Genomic DNA, 17,579 nt, shown 5'->3' with positions numbered 1-17,579 from the left:
TTAGTTGCTCTTCTGCGGTAGTCATGTAGATTGACAAAAAAGTATCATACTTACAAAAAAGTATCATACTAGACAAAAAACTATCATACTTTGGAGCTTCTAAGCTATGCTAGGTAAAACTGGCGTAGCTTGGGCACTCCAAATGAGTCGAACCTCTTCATTTCTATGTCCCTATCCACGGGAAGTCATAGGGCTTCTAGAGCCTGCCATCCTTAGGCGCTTACAAAAAGAAAAACGAGGCCAAGGATTTGGTAAAGATTATAAGCCTTTCCTCACTGTTAGAGATGTGCCAAGCAAAGGGCGTATACATCGCAGGCCTGCATTAACTAACAATCGTGTGGTCCATTTACTGTCTGATCTAGAACTCGCTGTATTCCTTCTCTTTGATTGGCAATCAGCTGTCATGGATATTCGCGAACAGTTTCCTCTTAATCCAGAAGCCACGATAAATATCGCGAGGAGACTGGGCGTTAAGCATCCTGCTTATAAAGGTGTCCTTCAAGTGATGACGACTGATTTATTGGTAGATTTTCAAATAAAGAATCAGCATTCCAGCCAAGCAATTTCCGTAAAGTATGCACAAGATTTAGAAGACGAGCGCACGATAGAGAAGCTAGAGATAGAGCGGCGTTATTGGGAGGGGGAAGGAATCGAATGGTATATTTTTACGGAACATGAGGTTCCTGTTATATCAGTAAAAAACATTCGCTGGCTTGCCCCTCACATGCACAGTTATGACCTCGAAGAAAGGGAGAGAAACCAGGCTTTCGAAAGTATTGTTCAGGTACTGGATGCGAACCCTGAAGAAAGACTCCCAGTACCGCTCAAAGAGTTAGATGCCAAGTTAGGCTTAAAGCCCGGATCAAACCTTCAGTATTTCAGGCATCTAGCTGCACAAAACGCATTTCAATGGGATATCCACAATCAACTGCATACAAGCTTGAAAGCGAAGGACATTACAATCTCAGGTTATTGGCTAGCTAAGGATATTGAATATGTTCATGCCTAACGATGTATATTCGTGGGATCAGAGGCGAATAAGAATCCTGTGGAGTAACCGACAAGCCGTTTTCTGGATCGATATTGATGATGAAGGGGCACTACCACAAATTGCCTCAAAATCTGATCTCGAACACCTATTAGCTAGGGCTGATCTTAAGGCGATCACCGATCCATATCTAAATGTCAGTATGACTCCCTCCAAAAGTGGATCAAAAGCAGAAGCTGTACAAGAAAAAGCATGGGCTGCAATTAAAGATGCAGTAAAGGCTGAACCTGAAATCTATCAACGAAAAACTCGCGGTGAGCTATTAAATCGAGTTTTAGGGGAAACGGGGACAACAAAGCAAACGGTTTACAGGTGGCTGCGCCGATACTGGCAGTTCGGTATGTGTAAAAACGCTTTAAATGGTCGTTATGACCTTTGTGGTGGGGTGGGTAAGCCTAAGAGCTTCGAGAGCAAACGAAATGGCCGGATGCGTACTCGGAGCCCTGGTGAAGGTGTTCCCATTACCGACGGGATTAAGTCACTATTCAGGATCGTCATAGAAAAGTGTCTGTTAAACGAAGGTAAATACGAATTCGATTATGCCTACAACCAATTGCTTATCTCTTATGGCGTGAAAATCCCATCTACTCCAGAAGATTTGATTAATGTGCCCACAGAACGTCAGTTTAAGTATTTCTACCAAAAAGAATACACTTCTATTGAAGTTACCAAGAAACGAGAAGGTGAAATCAACTACCTGAAGGACTTCAGTCCAAGTCTCGGTACCTCAACTGCAGAAGTACCAGGCCCTGGTTATTTGTATCAAATCGATGCCACCATTGCTGACGTATATCTTACTTCCGAACATGATCGTGCAGAAATTATTGGCCGCCCAACGATGTATTTCGTGGTAGATGTCTTCAGCCGAGCAATTGTAGGAATGTATGTAGGCCTTGAAAATGCATCCTGGGTGAGTGCGATGGAGGCCCTTGGTAATGCAATGGCGGATAAAGTTGCCTACTGTGCAGAGTACGGTGTCGAAATCACCTCAGACCTTTGGCCGATGGAAGGTTTACCCGAGAATATAATTGGCGACAGAGGCGAAATGCTTGGTCGACATGTAGAGGTATTAAGTAAGTCGTTCCATGTAGATATTCAGAATACACCGGCATTTAGAGCTGACTGGAAAGGAATCGTAGAGAGATATTTCCGAACCATTCAGACCAAAATGAAGCCGTTTGTTGAAGGTTACGTAACCAAGGATCCTATTGGCAAAAAGCGTCATGGGAACGACTATCGCCAGGATGGAATGCTGACCTTAAAAGAATTCACAAAGATGATCATAAAGATCGTTCTGCATTACAACAATGATCATGTGGTGAGTACTTACGACATCGATTCTGACGTCCCCAAAAGCCTACCAGCAAATCCACTTATACTTTGGAATTGGGGTATAGAGTACAGAACTGGCCTTTTGAGAAGACCTGACCCTCAATTAGTAAAGATAAACTTGTTGCCGCACACAAACGCAACAGTAACAGAGTACGGCTTAAAGCTGTTTGGTTGTTACTATAGCTGCAAGCAAGCACTGGATTGGGGCTGGTTCGAAGAAAACTATCGTGGTCCGAAAACAGTTACGGTAGCTTATGATTTGTATAGCACAAACGTGATTTATCTCAGGCCCTCCGATTCCTACCTTGAATTTATTCCCGCAAATTTAACTGCACGCAGCCGAGCCTATGCAGATATCACTGTTTGGGAGCTATGGATCGCCCAAGATATGCGGCGTGACGTGGCTGCTACGTCGAAACTGAAGCAGCGTTCTGGTTCAGTGAACTTAGTCAGTGATTTACAACAAATTAAGGACGAATCAAAACAGCAGCAGCCCACATATTCAAAAGCAGAGAAAGCGAAAAGAGTAAAAGGAATCAATGATAATAAACGAAACGAAAGGCAGTACGAACGGAGCAAGAAAACTGCAGATAGGAAAGCTCCTGTTGATAACCATACAGCGACAGTCACACCTATCCATGGAGGTACATCAGGGCAAAAAGGCTTCAAGTTACCGACGCGCCTAAAGGACCTGCTTAAGGAGGATGACGCGGATGAGTGACTCAAAAGACTCTCGTTTTCCTGAAGCGGAATACAAAAACCAAGGGTTACCAGAATATAACGAAAACCCTCTAATTTCAGCTTTACCGACCATAATGAGTCCAGTAGCTGTTGCAAGGGCGCTGGCTAAAAGGCCACATTTTCAGGCAGAGGAGCTAAATTTACCCTGCCACATTAGAACTCATGCTATTCATCGTTTAACTCGCGATTTTTTTGTTCCGCAAACCAACCATATTGTTATAGAACAGAAACTTTCCAAACTCATTCGCTGTAGTTATCTAAATAGAAATCCCAAAACCGCGACATTTAAACGGAAACTTAATTCGGTTCGGGACCTGGTTCAGAAAGAGGACTTAACGGCCTACATTCATGATGAAGTCGACTCTCCCGCTTCATCGATGACGATCGCTGGAATCTCAGGCGCCGGCAAATCAACAACAACAAATTTAGTTCTCAACACCTATCCACGCGTGATTTACCACCCTGAATTTCACATGCTGCAAGTGCCATGGTTGAAAGTCGACTGTCCGCATGATGGCTCACTTTCGGACTTTTGCTTGAGCTTCTTCATTGCTTTAGGCCGAAGGTTAAATATTGACTACCGCGCCAAGTACGCTTCCGGCAGGCCTACAATTGGTAAAATGATGGCAGATGTTGCAGACCTCTGTCTTATCCATGCAATTGGTTTGATCGTTATCGATGAATTCCAGCATATGAGTCTCGCTAAAAGTGGTGGCGAGAAGAAGATGATCAACTTCTTAGTGACTTTGGTTAACGTTGTGGAGGTCTCTGTTGTTTTAATCGGTACGCCTAAAGCGTTGCGGCTTTTTGCCAGTGAATTCCGGCAAGCGCGTCGTGCCAGTGGCGATGGCAGTGTGGTGTGGGACCGCTTACCCTTCGATGAAAGCTGGGAAGATTTCCTCACAGAGCTTTGGCCGTATCAATGGTTGAAACACAAGGTTGAGCGAGACGAACAGCTTACAAACAAGCTGTACGAGTTGAGCCAGGGTGTACCAGACATAGTAGTGAAGCTTTTCTGCCTCGCTCAGTTTCGTGCCATATTGTTGGCTGGGACACCTGAAGAAGAAAGGCTTTCATCGGAACTTATAGAGCAGGTTTTCGAGGATGAATTTTCGATAGTGAAACCAATGCTTGAAGCCCTTCGTTTTGGAAATCGCCATAAAATCGAAGAATGTAACGACCTAATATTCCCCAAATTTGAAAGCAATATGATCAATGCTGTCAACCAGCTCGTAACCAAGCCATTAGGACATACCAAAAAGGTAGAGCTTGGTGAGCCAATGGAGACAAATATCGCAAATACGGCAATTAAAACAATAGTGTCAATGGGCATTGCAGAAGACATTGCTCAGCCTTTGGTTGCAGATGCTCTTGCGAAAGATCCAAACCTCAAGCTGATCCAGATTATTCAGCTAGCGACAACAGCTCTAACGGACACGGAAGAGAAACCTGAAGCCAGGGACAAACCTGATTCCAAGCCGGTGTACACAAGTAGAAGTAGCTGGGCACAACTCTCTTCAAATGACCTTAGAAAGATGCATGCTGACAAATCAGGGTCAATGTATGAGGTTATTCAGGAAAAAGGTATCGGCTATCCAATTCAGGAGTTACTGGCGGGGTGAAATGCTCGGTTACTTTCCAGTTCCCTACAACGATGAATTGCTCTATAGCTGCATCGCACGATACGCACAGCACACTGGTCAGGAAAACAATCAGAAAGCTGTTATTCGTGATGTATTTACCACCCAAACGGCCGTGGCCATTCCTGATCTGCCTAGCCACCTGAATAACTTAGTTCAAAACCTAAGCTCAATTTGGTCAACTAACGTTAATGAGCTTATCGGAAAGCACACCCTGGCCCCCATTTATCTTCCTTTTCTTTCAAAGTCACAGGCGGACAAGGTATGCCATTCAATGGCATCTGAAGCCGGAGGTAACATTCACACTAGAACTGGAATTTCTGCCAGTTCCGTCAAACAGCCTGACTTCTTTCGCTATTGTCCAAAGTGCGCTAAGGAGCAGCTCTCCGAGTTAGGTGAAATGTACTGGCCGAGAATCCATCAATTGCCCGGCTTGGAGTACTGTGTCCGCCATAGTTGTGCCTTGGAAATTTCGTCGGTGAACTTTCATCCAAGAGAAAAGCATTTTTTTCATAGCGCATCTTTAGAATGTGGAGCCAGATCAGGTAGTAATGCTGTAATAAATTCTCAAGATCGAAAATTGTACAGCATGTATGCCGAGCTTCTGGAAAAACCATACCTCGAAGGGCTTGGCCCAAACCGATGGATGCTTTTTTACCAAAATCTAGCTAATGAACTTGGCTTTATTAAAAAGAGCCGGGTTCAACATCGCGATATTTATTACTATCTACAGCAGAAATGGAATGGATCGTCCTTCGAAAAATACTTGCCAGGATCAGCTGACGATAATTGGCTTGTTAATCTCTTCAGAAAACACAGGAAATCGTTCCATCCACTCCGGCATTTGATGGTGCTATCAGTATTGGTCCCGAAGAATAGTATATCGGAGGTTCTGCATAGTGTAAGGAGGCTTCCCGTTGCGCCCCAGACTTCCGTCGTTTGCTCGATCTCGACAAAAGCTTCAAAACAGGTAATAGAAATACACCGAAGATTGTGGTGTGAACTGCTATTGAAGTTTCCATTATTGGGAGTAAAGGGATTGAGGACTCTATCAGAAGGTGGCCCGTTATACGCTTGGTTGTACCGAAATGACTATAAATGGTTGATGAATAATAGACCAAAAAATGAATCAACGAGTAAGCCACGCTATCACGTGGATTACTCAGCTTGGGATGATCGCAATATTGTAGGCTTAGAAGGCACACTTGAAAGTTTAAAAAGCCAGACAGAACGACCACGCCTGACTCGGACGTTTTTTATCAAAACCCTGACCCGGGCAAACTCAATTGAGAAACATCTAAACGATTTGCCATTGACCAGACAGTGGTTGGCATTGCATTCCGAATTAGTGGAAGATTACCAACTGCTGCGCTTGAAGTCGGCTTATCAAAAAACCATAGAGCAAAATCTGGAAGTAAAGCGGTGGCGGTTACTAAGGCTTGCGAATATTCGCAAGGAATTGATCACGCCAAGGATTGAACAGGAAATTCAATATCTGGAACACCAGGGAAAATAGAACGACCTATGAGTGAAGTGGATGAAATTGGAATTCGAGGGATACCGAAAGAGTCGAAACTTTTGCACCTTGGCGATTGGTATCGCAGGCCGGGACAGGATTGGCGAGTCGTATGCTATTTCCACAAGCAGGAGAAGGGAAACTTTCGTAAAGCGCTTCCCATAGATTTATTGCCGACCCTGGTTGCTGGGACTCACTTTCCAAGATCATCCACAGAGAACAAAGTACAGGGCTGGACGGAAACCATTAGATTGCCAGAGCGGTTAGAGTGGCAAAAATTACATTTTAGGGATTTGCCAGAATCTCTAAAACGTTCTCAGGAACTCTCTGAACAGTTTGAGAACTGTTTTATCTATCGGATATGCAGTGGTGAGAAGACATACTGGTTACCCGTTAGCGAGCTAGCACGTATATTGTTTTTCCATTCTTCCGAAGTGACTCGTGCCGCCATATACCAAGGCAATATTTGGCAATTAGGTAAAGCTCAGGAGGAAGATTGGGTGGGTGAAATTGAGCTCTCCTCGAACATTCCTGTCAGATATATGAATAGCTTGCAGTATAGAAAATTTTTTGCCTGGCTATTTTTTGTTTCAGAGGTGGAAGGTAGCTTCTGCTCGATATTTCAAACCATTAATCGTAATGCAATTGATATTGAAGGTGCAGAACGTTGGACATTTGATTTCATTCCCCCAGACCTTAGCAATTGTGAAATCTCGATTGCCGGGTTTACTGGTAGCGAGCATGAATGGAACCACGTCTACATCCGAGAAATCAGATCCATTTCGGGTTTGAGATCACCTGATTTGGATATAGTTTATTTTTCACACCCTGATGATGACATCCTTCTTGAAAAAGAGTCCGAGGAGAAGCAAGACGGCAAGCCACCAAAAAAGAATCTTCCGCCAGTAAACATCAAAGAGCTTGATCCAGAAAACAAACCAAAAGCCAGCAAGCGTAGGTACCAAGTAAAACTTGGCAGAAGCGGTCTGAATTTTGATGTTGAACCTGATACCAGACGAAATCCGAGGCATGTCAAAGCACTTCCTCCCGGTGTTGAACCAGAGCTAGATGAACTGGAGGAGCAGCCACCAGAAGAGCTGGCGAGCATGCAGGAGGGAAATGATCATGGAAAGGGTCCTCGAGCAGATGTTGATAATCTTGATCCGCCAGATCTCATTGATGCACCTGAAAAGTTAGTGTTCTTTCAGGCGATGCTACAGAAGCTGGAAGATACTTATAATTGGAAAATTGAAAGCCAATTAGGTGATGTCCCCAAAAAGCGTTGCCGAAGCCTGCACTTGGTCGGTGATCGCTTTCGACGTTATTGTCACGCACAAATTACACGTGATAAGTCAACTACGATCCAAATACTTGAAATTGAATTAACGAGCAAAACTAATAAAAATGGAGATGTAGAGCCGGAGAGTCTTTCCACCCTGTTCTTTCGTGCTTCTGACACCACAACTACATATTTGAGAATTCTTGATGAACTCATGACAAGCTATAAAGATGAAGGGCTTAAGGCTATGAGTTGGAAGCGTAAGTTTAACTCCCAAAAAACCGCCGTTTGTGAATATCTTGGTCATCCTGATAACAAAATTAAAAGTGAGCAGGATGCTTTGGAATCTTGGGTGGCGAGAGCTGCTGAGAAAGTGTTAGGTATGTAATCATAAGTTTGACGCGGAATTAATTGTCTACAGATAATGCATCATCTGCACCTGTTTGTAGCCTATGCTGGAGCAGGCGCGGCGCAAAACCAAGCCCCGAACGATAGATTTGTATGAGGTGTTTTGCGAGGTGCTGTATCTGCTGCGCACCGGTTGCCAGTGGAGGGTCCTGCCCAGCGACTTCCCCAGGTAGCGCACGGTGCATTCGTACTTTGCCAAATGGAGTGAACCTGCTTGAGCGGGCGTTAAAAAATCAGGTTGGCGCGGCCCGCGAGAAACGGGAGCGCAACGCCTGCAGCACGCTCTTGATCGTGGACGCACAGAGCGTGAAGAACACGGACACGACAACCGTCAAAGGCTATGACGCAGGCAAGAAGGTTTCGGGGATCAGGCGCCACATTGCGGTTGATACGTAAGGCCTGCCGCATGTCGTCGCGATCAGTACGGCCGATGTGACCGACCGCAAGGGGGCGTTGCAGGCGCTCGAGCGCTGCAAACCGGGTCTGAACCGCGTGCAAAGTCTGTTGTGTGACAGCGGCTACACAGGGGAACCCCTCGCCCAGGGAGTACGAGACATACTGGGTGAGCATGTCACAGTGCAAATCGCCAAACGCAGTGAATTACACACCTTCAAAGTCATGCCCAAGCGCTGGATCGTAGAGCGCAGCTTTGCCTGGCTCGACAAAAATCGGCGGCTGTGGAAAAACTGCGAGCGCTGGCTTAACACCAGTCTGCAGTTCGTCCATTTGGCGTGCTTGGTCTTGTTACTCAGAAGATCGTGAACACGTTCTAAGAGATATCTCACAAAACAATACGCTCCTAGCTATTAACGAGCCTGAAACTTATCAGTACACTTCTATCCTTTGCATCTTTGCCGATAAATCTAGTAGTTATTTTGGTAGCCCTGTTATGGAAAAGCAGCGCAGGAAGTTGTTGGAAGTGATCGAAATCCTTCGCGTCTCTGAGCACATTACACCCTTCGGCGCCGACTGGCTGGTGGATGTTGTATCTGAAGTGGAGGGAGAGCCTCTCCCAATGGTTGCTCAAGAAACGTCTGACATCTATGAGTTTGAAAGTATTGAGCTAGTCCCTGCGTTGTCGAAGAAGCCCGTCTCGGCGTAACTGCACCCTGCTGCAGGCAAAGATCCAATCATCCAAACGGACTATTCTGACAAGGCATATTGCTGATTGCGCCAATCTAATAACTGCTTAAAATGCCAAGCTATCCGAGTTTTGTGGATTGTCCCTGATTTAAGGAATAACGCTTGTGGAATCCCCTTTAAAGAACCCCTTCTTCAGTGGCGATGCTGCGCCTGTGGTGGGCCATTTGGTTCAGCTGACTGATGGCCGCGCGGTCGTTGATTATCCCGGTAATACGTCAGGTCCGGTCGCTGCAAAAACGATAATTACTTTACCTCCGACGATAGCGGTGGCTGGTCAAAAGTTGCTGCTTTTGTTTGAGGAAAATGATTACTCCCGGCCAATCGTCGTTGGCGTTGTGAACGAAAGACTCGTCTCCGATGAAGAGCATTCCTTCTCTTCCGACCGTCCCGGTCATGCCGTGGTGGATGGTAAAAAAGTCCGCTTTGACGCCCAGGAAGAGATTTATCTTGTGTGCGGGCAGAGCAGCATCTTATTGCGTGCGGACGGAAAAGTGGTGATTAAAGGAAAAAATATCCTGAGTCGCGCTTCCGGCGCTAACAAGATCAAAGGCTCAAGCATTCTTTGTAACTAATCCTCATCTAGGGAACTCATCATGGGCGTTACTGTTGGCGTTAATAACCGGTCTGTTGTGCATAAGGGCAGTGGGGGAATGACGCCGTGCTTTCCCGATGTGTGTAAAACGCCGACCGGCGCGGGACCGATTCCTATTCCATATCCAAACGTGGCGAAGTCAACGGATAGCGCCAAGTGCGCCAAGACCGTTAAGTGCGACGGCAATCCGGTGTGCGTGAAAGATTCGAATTTTTCCCAAAGCGTTGGCGACAATCCTGGCACCGCCGGCGGCGGGATTATTTCAGGAACACTGACGTCCAAAGCCGAATTTGTCAGTTACAGCCCCAACGTGAAGGTGGAAGGTAAGAATGTGCCTCGCGCTTTTGACTTGATGCTGCATAACAGCAAGAACACGCCGCCTTTTCCGGTCATTCAAAAGATGATCATCGCACTGCCGATCAAAACGGATATCGATTGCATTATTTGCGGTAAACCACTGTAAGGCTTGGGTTGGCGCATCATCAGGAAGCAGACGTAAATGGCGCAGCCAAACATCGTAAATCACACCCCATTTGTCGTAGAGCCCTTGTTTTTCTACGATGAGCGGAATGTCCCCATTGTCACTGTCGCAGTCAAAGCGAGCTGTGACATTGTCGGAACGCATCACTTACGCTTCAGCGAGCAACAGGCTCCTCTGTGTTTAGCGGGTGAGTACTGGGGCGCCCCCGAAACGGCGAGCTATAAGTATGAGCCCGAAGCCGTCCCTCTAAAGTTGACCACGGATGTCGTGCTGGTCGGTCATGCCGTCCCTGAAAAAGAGGGCGATTCTGCGGTAAAAGTCGGCGTTAAAGTCGGTCCTGTCAGTAAGATTGTGCAGGTGTACGGTAATCGTCTTTGGGACAAGGTGGGGGATACATTTCAACCCACGCCGCCTCAGCCAATAGAACGCATTCCCTTAAACTATGAGCACGCCTTCGGTGGGCGGGATCCACGTGTTCCCGAGGGGGAGCCGCAGTATATGAGCACCTCTAACCCGGTCGGAAAAGGCTATATGGCGCCCGGGCAAGACTGTTTGGTGGGAATGCCGCTACCTAATCTGGAAGACCCCAGACAGTTGATTCAATCTTGGCGGGATCAGCCTTCGCCAGCGGGGTTTGGTTTCATTAGTCCGCATTGGCTTCCGCGTACGCCATTGGCGGGAACCTACGACGAAGAATGGCAGAGAACCAGAGCGCCGCTTTATCCATCGGACTTTGATCGCCGTTTCTTCAACGCGGGCTCACCAGGGTTAGTCGCAGCGGAATACCTGAGTGGCGGCGAAGACGTCGTCGTGATCAACGCATCGGAGAGGGGCGCTTTACGGTTTGCGTTGCCGGGATTGGCGGCGCCCCGTTGTAAGCTGTCCTTCCATGACGCCAACCATGTGGAAATGGAATGCCGGCTCGACACCCTGATTATTAATACGGACGAGCACCAGGTGTTTTTGATCTGGCGCGCTTACGCCGTTGTCCCCGAGGGGCATCAGCATGTCGCTGGAGTGAGCCTATGGTTGCCCAGGGTTGACGTCCTGGCCGGTCAACGGCTCTCAAAAGGGGAAGTCTGATAACTATGAGTCTGACGAAAGCTGATTTTCATCGAGAGTTGTTCCTGGAGCATCTGGAAGAGGCGTCCTTTCTGTACTCGTCTCGTTTGGCGTGGCGAGATGACCGGGAATTATCCTGGGTGGACACCCTTGACCTGGAAAGCCGGTTGGATGCGCATATTGAAGCCTTAATTGATGGCGAAGAGGAAGCGAAGGCGCTCTGTCTGAGTCGCATAAAAGAAGCCGATGTAGGCGAGCTATATGCGTTAACCAGCTACCTGTGCAAACTCCAGGATGGAGCGGCATTGACGGGATTATGGCGCACGTTGATCGATATCCTGGATTATCCTCCGGAAGAGGAGGAAGACGAAGCGGACCAGGATGCTATCGACAAGATTGTATCGGTCGCGGAAGCGCTGCGAGTTTATTACCCGATGGCATGGCGTCAACGCGCCGCCGCCTTGCTGGAGTCTGAGCACCAAAAGTTATTCCCCATCGTGGCGCCCGCCATCGCACAAGCGGGAGGCATTACTCGTCAGGGAGCGGAGAACTTGCTGTCGACGTCCGGTCCGGAGCTCTTGCCTCGCGCAATCCGAATTGTCGCCGATAACGGCGATGCGGGACATGCAGCGCTTTTAAAGTCCTATCTACAGCACGAGAACAATCAGGTTGCAGAGGCGGCGGGAATTGCTTTACTGCGATTAGGGCAGCGGCAGACAGTGACTTCCGTTAACGGCAAAACTGCTGCGTTAGCTATTCCTATTGCATTGGCTGGAGTGAAGAAACAGGCGGCCCAGTTACAGCAACTCGTTCGTGACGGCCAGGTCTCATCCACTACCTTGATCGCATTAGGACTGGCGGGTGATTTAACCTCCGTAAACCTCCTGTTACGTGAGCTGGGCGATAAACCCTTTGCGCCGGATGCGGCGCTGGCATTGGAGTTGATGCTAGGGGCGGCCCTTTATCAGGAAACGTTTGTGCCTGAACAGTTCGCGAAAGAAGACTTATTTGAACACGAGCTTGAGGCTTTTCGAGAAGGTAAGTCGCCACAACACCCAGAGGGACGGGAGTTCGGCGTCACTGTCGATCAGCTATGTCAAGATCCGGCCCAGTGGCGCGAATGGCTGGTACAGAATGAAAGCCGGTTTGATCCGTCTTTGCGATACCGAGGGGGACAACCATATAGTGCGCAAGCCGTTTGGAGCGGACTCTGCCATCGCCGAACGCCCCCTCAGGTGCGACAGTGGTTGATGGATGAGCTTGGCATTCAGTTTGGTTTGCGTCATAAGCTCAATATCAATGACCCCGTGTTACGTCAATCGAAACAGCTACGCGATCTATCCGGGTGGGTGAGAGAGCAATCAGTCGCCCCCACATGGGCGTGAATATTTAACGAACAGGAAGCCTGCCATGTCAGCAAACTACCTTCCCATCGCGATAAAAAATACGGGGATGTCGCTGGAAGATATCGTTCCGCATCTCCCCAAGGAAGAGCCCAAGCTGCAGTACTACACATACACGTGTACGCTATTTCGTCGCCTGGCGGCGGGAGAGCTGCTGATTACCGATAACCCCAAGCCCTTCTACAAGCAACTCTGCCATAGCGCAAACGCTTTTATCTACTTCCTGGAGAGGGCTCCGGAAGAGGAGCAAGCCGTTTCCTTAGCCTTGCCCTTTTTCGATGCGATCGCTTGTGGATATGAAGACGGTGCCCGACGCATTGCGAAATTGAGTACGAACAAGCTCAATCCGCGAAAGGAATATGAGGAAGAGTTTCTTTACACTCGCATTTTGATGGAGCACTTCTACCTGCAGACTGATCCGAAAAAGATTGAGGAAAGGCTGGAGGAGTTTTCTGGTTATAGCGACGATAATTACGACCCACATTATGCACTATGCCAGGCGTTGCTGGATAAAGATCAGGATGCTTTCGACGAGGCATTGAAGGAGTGCATTCAAAAGCGGCTGGACGATATAGAGAAGATTGACGCCGACAGCATGGATCCCTATGTATCCGCCGAGGCCGCGACAACCGCGCATGTCTCTACCGAAGTGCTGGCGTGGCTCATCCTGGCTGAGCGGCAGGGGCTGACGACTTCGGAAGAAGTCAGCTTGGCTCCGTCCACCGCCAGACTCCTTCGCTTGGCGGAGTTGCCTCAAAAAGAGGAGTGGAAAGTGGTCGCCCGTTACCGGTCGCTGACCTGATAAAGCGGTACTGAGAAGGTGTCAATGAGTCAGAATCACGATCAGCTTGCTCCACTCTGGGTCACGGGCCTGGGGATGATGTCCTGCGTGGGGTACGGCGTAAAGAACAGTTGCGCCTCCGTGCGCTGCGGAATCTCCAGGTTTGGTTCCGTACCAGGTTTTTCAACCTACGATTCCGATGAGATGAGCGCGCCTATTCCGGGGGCGCCGGCGCATACCCTAACGCAGGGATATGTCCAAAACGCGGCATGGTTGAGGTTGGCGCGCATCGCGATGAAAGACTTGATCGCCTATGCAAAGCTGCCAACCCGGGACCATGCATTTTGGCGGCAAACGGCGCTCATCTGGATTCTGCCCGAAATAACTTACGAGAGATTTAATTGGCCCGAGGATCAGGTAGACAACCTCTTGCGGGAATACTGCCTGAAGCCGCTCTGCGAAAGCCTGGACTTGCCTCTGTCTACGCCCGCGCAAGGGTTTGTTCGTATTGGCCATGCGGGGGCGGCGCATGCAATGAGGATTATTCAGCGTTCTCTGGAAACCAGCCCTTATGAACGCGCCATTCTGTTGGGCGTTGACTCTTACCTGGACTATCTGTGTGTGACGCAGCTGGATGAAGAGGCGCGTTTGCTGACGGCAGAAAATGCGGCCGGCATGATCCCAGGAGAAGCGGCAGCCTGTGTGTTGGTCGAAACCAGTCGAAGCGTTCAAACGCGCGCAAGTTCGCCTGAATTAAAAATCATTGGCGCGTCATTTAAACCGTTCCCGAATAAGTTTGAGCCTGAAGGCGAGAATGGGGAGGGAACGGAAGGAGAAGTGACGACGCCAGCCGTCTGGCGTATGACCAAAGCCGGCGAAATGGGAATGTTGTTGGCGGAGGCGGTCACGGAAGCCATCGCTTCCGCTGGCGTCTCGTCCTTCCATGGCGATGTCGTTATCGACGTTAACGGGGAAAATTGGCGCTCTATGGCTTGGGGAACGGCAAAGTCGCGGCTGGCGGGTCCTTCCGGGATAAATTGGGAGGCCAGTAATGAGATTGTCCCTATGAGCAGTTGGGGGGATATTGGCGCAGCAGCTGGAGTGGCGGGGCTTTGCATCGCTTCAAGAAGCTATACGCGTCAGTACGCGTCTGGTCCTTACACGTTGATATGTTCGATCTCTGAAAATGGGGATGTGGGCGCCATGGTGGTGAGTAAGGGTCGCTGACTGTAACAATCTGGTCGAGGAGAGAGAATTATGGCGAAAAAGAAAAAAGATGAACCAGAAGGGCATTTTGGAGATGCCTTGCTTGATGATCTTCACGAACGTTTGCAAGGCACTACGGAAAACGGAGCCTGTCTGGTTTTCCATGGCTCGGCCACTTTCATTGAATTCAGGAATAAATTTACCTGCAATTATCGTTATCAGGGATATGAGCAAGCGAAAAGCCATACCGCCATCAAGAACACCTTGCACGGTTACATGACCGGGATTGAACATGAGCGCAGCAAAGCCATAAAAGACCGGGGACATATTGTCACCTCCGCGTATGAGACAGATAGCGGAGGAATGAAACCAGGCGCTTATTGCATAGACTTGAACTTCCCCAATAAAGGGGATTGGGATGTTGGCGGCCCTGACAGAGATATCACCCGCCTGAAGTATAATGGTCGATCGACCACAACGATCAAGAAAGGCCATAACTTCACCAGGGAAACTTGGCCCTACTGGAACAACGCTCACCACCTGATATCCAAAGGCACCTTCAAGAACATGATCCTTAATGAAGGGCCCAAAATAAGTAATATCATCCAGAAGGCGCTACTGACGGCGAAATACAATATTCACCATAAGAAAAATGTGCTGTTGATGCCGCAGGACAAGGAGGTGGCTCAGATACTAGGGTTGCCCCGGCATTTGGTTCTCAAAGAGGAAGACCAGCAAGAGGTCAGTAAACAGTGTACTTCGCACCCCGTATATGATCGTCTGGTGAGGGAAACCAAGAAAGGCTTAAGAGAAATTTTGGATGGGTACCGGGAGTTATGCGATCCAGTAAAAGACTACCCGGATGGGCATCCGATACCTGATGTGAACCTGGATAAATCGAAACTTGAAAAGCTGTCTGAGAAACTGTTAAGACTTATCTTAGGTATGACTCCTGGCTCGCCCTTGGATCAGCAAGCCCATAGAAGGATGTCTGGCTCCTGATCTTTACCATTTATTGAGGAAAGTTATTTTGGATTACTACTTTATTGATGAATATGAACGCTTAGACAAGGACTATTGCTTTATCGATTTTCCGCCGAAGGAAATACACCTCCAATCTTGGAGGCTGAAGAAAGGGGAGCCTATGGAGGAGATCTACCCTGAAGATATCGGCGTCACGATGAGCAATGAGTATCCAGGCCGTGTTCTGACTGACTTTATTGCGAATGTCGAGCTGTGTTTAATTGTTAGTAAGGCCGTGAAAAAAACCATGGAAAAGGTCAACCAGGGCCCGATCGAGTTTTTACCGCTCTGGATCTACAACCATAAGTCTCGCTTGGAGTCCAAGGACTACTTTTACGTCAATCCGCTGGGAGCATACGATGTGCTAGACCTTAACAAGTCGGGTGTGGACTATTACGAAGACTCAGAAAAGGTAATAAGCGTTGATTGGTATGTGCTGAGCCGCAAAAAACTTAACCAACCAAATTTGCCGGATATTTTCCGGATAAAGGAATGGCCCAAAGCCTATGTCATCAGCCAGAGAATGCTCGAGGCGCTACAGGCCATGAATCCTGCCCCCGTGAATCTGGTGGTGGAGAAAATAGAGATACATGAGGATGTTGAGTGACGGCAAGAGCTGGCCAGGAACTGAATACTAGCCCTGTTGGTCAGCAGAAGAATTGAGGACTGTTTTTCAGCCCCTCTTTGAGGGTGGTCTAAATCTCCAACCGGTGGTTGGAGAAATTCGTGTCACTTAGGGCAAAGGGAAGTTGAAGATAAAACCCAAATGAGGGTGGATGTGCCTAAGAACGGACATTTCGGAATTTTTGGTCGCATACAGCGGATGTATTCGCGTATGCGCCGATGCCCTATTCGCGCAATAGGTTTGCAAGCGGGTCATAGACGAGGTGCGAGCTTGGATTCAGTCAGCTTCAGCTTTTCCTGACTCACTGTGGCTGATATGTATCCCTTAGCTGTTCTGAGCTAACTACGAATAACATGTCAGCTGCCGCGCGGGATTGCGGTGACCTGATACGCTCAAAAAGTATTTCAAAAAAGTCCGCCTCCACTGTAGTTTCGCCAGTGTCACTAGGTTTTGGTTCCTGGATTAGAGTCTCTTTCATATTTCAACCTTTAGTCCACAAACTACAAAATCATAACTCAGAAGGCTAATCAGCCTTCTGTTTAAGAGTGTATGCCTCATACCTTGGCAGCTCAAGGGGAGAATTGACCAAGTGGTTCTTTGCTGTTTCGTAGGCTTTATCCCCAAGCTTTTGCGCCCCTATTGGAGATTCCAGCTTCTGAGCAAGGTATTCAGCTTCCTTGTTTTCTCGTCCGAACGCCGAATTAGGTGCATCCTGAGGTTGCTGTTTTTTTACTCACAATAATCCCTCTAATGCATAGAGTCGACTCATGGTATCACCATCGTCTATATGGCCAAGCTTCTGGAAATGGGGGCGAAGCACTACAACCAACAGGGATAGTTGCTCTTGTGATTCATGCGAATGCAACGCATAAGTTGCTGGCGCATAGAAAAAGCATCTAATATGTTTCTTATTACCTCAAATGCAACATATATGTTTACAAAGATGAGCTCACTACTCAAACAGTTAAAAAAGCGGCGACTGACGCTCGGTCTAAAGCAGGGCGATATGATGTTCCGCGTAGGCGTCTCCCGCCAGCAATATCAGCGCTTAGAGTCCAGAGGAAACCCCAGACTGGATACCCTGGAACTCATTGCGAAAGGGCTTAATAGCGAACTTATGCTGATCCCTCAAGAAAAACTCCAAACTGTTTTGGCTGTGCTTGAGAGAGAGCCATCTGCTGTTAACGAAGAGCTTTCTAAACCGCGAAGCCCTATAGACGATAATGATGGCGCAGACCTGTCTGCTGACCCTTGGAAAAACTTATTGGGGGAGGACTAGAGGCTGTTATTAACCCGCTC

15 protein-coding genes and 1 pseudogene are annotated in these 17,579 nt (G+C 48.1%); all 16 read left to right on the top strand.

Annotated features, from left to right (window positions below; translation table 11 throughout):
- The first annotated feature begins 106 nt into the window (after nucleotides 1–106).
- The 16 genes and pseudogenes from HCH_RS31880 to HCH_RS31805 all read left to right on the top strand — a co-directional run bounded on the left by HCH_RS31880 (nucleotide 107) and on the right by HCH_RS31805 (nucleotide 17,559).
- Entirely contained in the window at nucleotides 107–1,009 is a 903-nt protein-coding gene (locus tag HCH_RS31880; protein WP_011400729.1) for a TnsA endonuclease N-terminal domain-containing protein, read from the top strand.
- On the top strand, nucleotides 996–3,101 hold the full coding sequence (locus HCH_RS31875; protein ID WP_011400728.1) for a Mu transposase C-terminal domain-containing protein: 2,106 nt from the start codon (nucleotides 996–998) through the stop codon (nucleotides 3,099–3,101). The genes HCH_RS31880 and HCH_RS31875 overlap by 14 nt, the downstream gene beginning before the upstream one ends.
- The gene (locus tag HCH_RS31870) at nucleotides 3,094–4,743 is read left to right on the top strand and encodes an ATP-binding protein (RefSeq protein WP_011400727.1); all 1,650 of its coding nucleotides are present in this window, start codon (nucleotides 3,094–3,096) and stop codon (nucleotides 4,741–4,743) included. Before HCH_RS31875 ends, HCH_RS31870 begins: the two co-directional genes overlap by 8 nt.
- A 1-nt stretch (nucleotide 4,744) precedes the next feature.
- Complete coding sequence (locus tag HCH_RS31865) at nucleotides 4,745–6,277, top strand: TnsD family Tn7-like transposition protein (protein ID WP_011400726.1); 1,533 nt, start codon at nucleotides 4,745–4,747, stop codon at nucleotides 6,275–6,277.
- Nucleotides 6,278–6,285: 8 nt separating this feature from the next.
- Nucleotides 6,286–7,944: a hypothetical protein gene (locus HCH_RS31860; RefSeq protein ID WP_011400725.1), complete on the top strand. Its 1,659-nt coding sequence runs from the start codon at nucleotides 6,286–6,288 to the stop codon at nucleotides 7,942–7,944.
- Nucleotides 7,945–8,008: 64 nt separating this feature from the next.
- Nucleotides 8,009–8,726 (top strand): annotated as a pseudogene (locus HCH_RS31855) (IS5 family transposase).
- A gap of 127 nt (nucleotides 8,727–8,853) precedes the next feature.
- Entirely contained in the window at nucleotides 8,854–9,066 is a 213-nt protein-coding gene (locus HCH_RS31850; RefSeq protein WP_041599069.1) for a hypothetical protein, read from the top strand.
- A 145-nt stretch (nucleotides 9,067–9,211) separates the two neighbouring features.
- Nucleotides 9,212–9,679: a DUF6484 domain-containing protein gene (locus HCH_RS31845; RefSeq protein WP_011400722.1), complete on the top strand. Its 468-nt coding sequence runs from the start codon at nucleotides 9,212–9,214 to the stop codon at nucleotides 9,677–9,679.
- Between the two features lie 21 nt (nucleotides 9,680–9,700).
- Nucleotides 9,701–10,162, top strand: a complete 462-nt coding sequence (locus tag HCH_RS31840) for a DUF4150 domain-containing protein (protein ID WP_011400721.1) — start codon at nucleotides 9,701–9,703, stop codon at nucleotides 10,160–10,162.
- A 36-nt stretch (nucleotides 10,163–10,198) separates the two neighbouring features.
- A complete protein-coding gene (locus tag HCH_RS31835; protein ID WP_011400720.1) occupies nucleotides 10,199–11,263 on the top strand; it encodes a DUF2169 family type VI secretion system accessory protein in 1,065 nt (354 codons plus the stop codon).
- 5 nt (nucleotides 11,264–11,268) lie between these two features.
- Nucleotides 11,269–12,627, top strand: a complete 1,359-nt coding sequence (locus HCH_RS31830) for a hypothetical protein (protein ID WP_011400719.1) — start codon at nucleotides 11,269–11,271, stop codon at nucleotides 12,625–12,627.
- A 25-nt stretch (nucleotides 12,628–12,652) separates the two neighbouring features.
- Nucleotides 12,653–13,447: an immunity 49 family protein gene (locus HCH_RS31825; protein ID WP_011400718.1), complete on the top strand. Its 795-nt coding sequence runs from the start codon at nucleotides 12,653–12,655 to the stop codon at nucleotides 13,445–13,447.
- Nucleotides 13,448–13,471: 24 nt separating this feature from the next.
- The gene (locus tag HCH_RS31820) at nucleotides 13,472–14,653 is read left to right on the top strand and encodes a hypothetical protein (protein ID WP_041599068.1); all 1,182 of its coding nucleotides are present in this window, start codon (nucleotides 13,472–13,474) and stop codon (nucleotides 14,651–14,653) included.
- 30 nt (nucleotides 14,654–14,683) lie between these two features.
- Complete coding sequence (locus HCH_RS31815; RefSeq protein WP_011400716.1) at nucleotides 14,684–15,634, top strand: AHH domain-containing protein; 951 nt, start codon at nucleotides 14,684–14,686, stop codon at nucleotides 15,632–15,634.
- A 28-nt stretch (nucleotides 15,635–15,662) separates the two neighbouring features.
- The gene (locus tag HCH_RS32900; protein WP_238384948.1) at nucleotides 15,663–16,262 is read left to right on the top strand and encodes an imm11 family protein; all 600 of its coding nucleotides are present in this window, start codon (nucleotides 15,663–15,665) and stop codon (nucleotides 16,260–16,262) included.
- Nucleotides 16,263–17,139: 877 nt separating this feature from the next.
- A complete protein-coding gene (locus tag HCH_RS31805) occupies nucleotides 17,140–17,559 on the top strand; it encodes a helix-turn-helix domain-containing protein (RefSeq protein ID WP_202945284.1) in 420 nt (139 codons plus the stop codon).
- Nucleotides 17,560–17,579 lie beyond the last annotated feature (20 nt).

The organism is Hahella chejuensis KCTC 2396 (assembly GCF_000012985.1).
In the GTDB taxonomy this organism is placed as follows: domain Bacteria; phylum Pseudomonadota; class Gammaproteobacteria; order Pseudomonadales; family Oleiphilaceae; genus Hahella; species Hahella chejuensis.
This window is presented reverse-complemented; position numbering and strand designations above follow the sequence as displayed.

Excerpts from the sequence above, each read along its gene's own strand:
- HCH_RS31840 (WP_011400721.1), top strand. The coding sequence starts at position 9,701 with ATGGGCGTTACTGTTGGCGTTAATAACCGGTCTGTTGTGCATAAGGGC.
- HCH_RS31835 (WP_011400720.1), top strand. The coding sequence starts at position 10,199 with ATGGCGCAGCCAAACATCGTAAATCACACCCCATTTGTCGTAGAGCCC.
- HCH_RS31830 (WP_011400719.1), top strand. The coding sequence starts at position 11,269 with ATGAGTCTGACGAAAGCTGATTTTCATCGAGAGTTGTTCCTGGAGCAT.
- HCH_RS31850 (WP_041599069.1), top strand. The coding sequence starts at position 8,854 with ATGGAAAAGCAGCGCAGGAAGTTGTTGGAAGTGATCGAAATCCTTCGC.
- HCH_RS31875 (WP_011400728.1), top strand. The coding sequence starts at position 996 with ATGTTCATGCCTAACGATGTATATTCGTGGGATCAGAGGCGAATAAGA.
- HCH_RS31815 (WP_011400716.1), top strand. The coding sequence starts at position 14,684 with ATGGCGAAAAAGAAAAAAGATGAACCAGAAGGGCATTTTGGAGATGCC.
- HCH_RS31825 (WP_011400718.1), top strand. The coding sequence starts at position 12,653 with ATGTCAGCAAACTACCTTCCCATCGCGATAAAAAATACGGGGATGTCG.
- HCH_RS31865 (WP_011400726.1), top strand. The coding sequence starts at position 4,745 with ATGCTCGGTTACTTTCCAGTTCCCTACAACGATGAATTGCTCTATAGC.
- HCH_RS31880 (WP_011400729.1), top strand. The coding sequence starts at position 107 with ATGCTAGGTAAAACTGGCGTAGCTTGGGCACTCCAAATGAGTCGAACC.
- HCH_RS31820 (WP_041599068.1), top strand. The coding sequence starts at position 13,472 with ATGAGTCAGAATCACGATCAGCTTGCTCCACTCTGGGTCACGGGCCTG.
- HCH_RS31805 (WP_202945284.1), top strand. The coding sequence starts at position 17,140 with ATGCAACGCATAAGTTGCTGGCGCATAGAAAAAGCATCTAATATGTTT.
- HCH_RS31860 (WP_011400725.1), top strand. The coding sequence starts at position 6,286 with ATGAGTGAAGTGGATGAAATTGGAATTCGAGGGATACCGAAAGAGTCG.
- HCH_RS31870 (WP_011400727.1), top strand. The coding sequence starts at position 3,094 with ATGAGTGACTCAAAAGACTCTCGTTTTCCTGAAGCGGAATACAAAAAC.